The organism is Corallococcus sp. CA047B, from assembly GCF_003612065.1.
In the GTDB taxonomy this organism is placed as follows: Bacteria; Myxococcota; Myxococcia; order Myxococcales; family Myxococcaceae; genus Corallococcus; species Corallococcus praedator.
This window is the reverse complement of the sequence record NZ_RAWD01000701.1, coordinates 1-677: the sequence shown is the minus strand read 5'-3', so window position 1 is coordinate 677 and position 677 is coordinate 1. Positions and strand designations below refer to the sequence as shown.

1 pseudogene is annotated in these 677 nt (G+C 74.3%); it reads right to left on the bottom strand.

From position 1 onward, the window contains the following. Positions 1-677, bottom strand: a pseudogene (locus D7X74_RS43495) (sensor histidine kinase); the annotation flags it as partial.

Below are 677 nucleotides of genomic sequence, written 5' to 3'. Positions count from 1 at the left end.
CCACCAGGATGAGCCGCCCGCCCCCGCCCAGGTCCACCGGCGCGGTGAAGACGACGAAGGGCAGGCCCGCGCGCGTGAGGAAGGGCCGCGACAACAGCACCTCGCCATCCCCCTTCATCGCCTGCTGGAAGTACTCCCGGTCGGAGAAGTTGCCGGAGCGCTTGAGCCGCGAGGAGGCCACCAGCGTCTCCCCCGTCGCATCCAGCACCCAGGCCGCGTCGAACAGGCCGGAGTCATTCTCCAGCAGGTCCACCCGCTCGCGAAGGCCCTCGCGGTCCCCCGCGCGCGCCGTGGCCACGAAGGCCGCGTCCCGGCTCTGCGCACGCAGCATCGAGCGCGCCACGGTGGCCGTCTGGTCCAGCCACGCTGTCTCCGCGGCCACCGCCTGCCGCGCCTTCTCCCGCAGCTCCACCTCCAGGGCCCGCTGCGCGAGCGTGGAGGTCACCGCGCCCAGCCCCAGGATGGGCAGCACCGACGCCAGGGCCATGCCGCGAAACAACCGCCAGCGCACCCCCGCCGGCGCCGGCACCCGGCGCAGCAGCAGCAACACCAGACACGACACGGCGAGCACCGCGTACACGCCCATGCCGGCCCACGAGGCCCGCGCCCCCAGCGCGAACGTCATGTTCACGAACAGGACGCTCAGGCCCCCCAGCGCCAGCCGGCAGGCCCCCGGC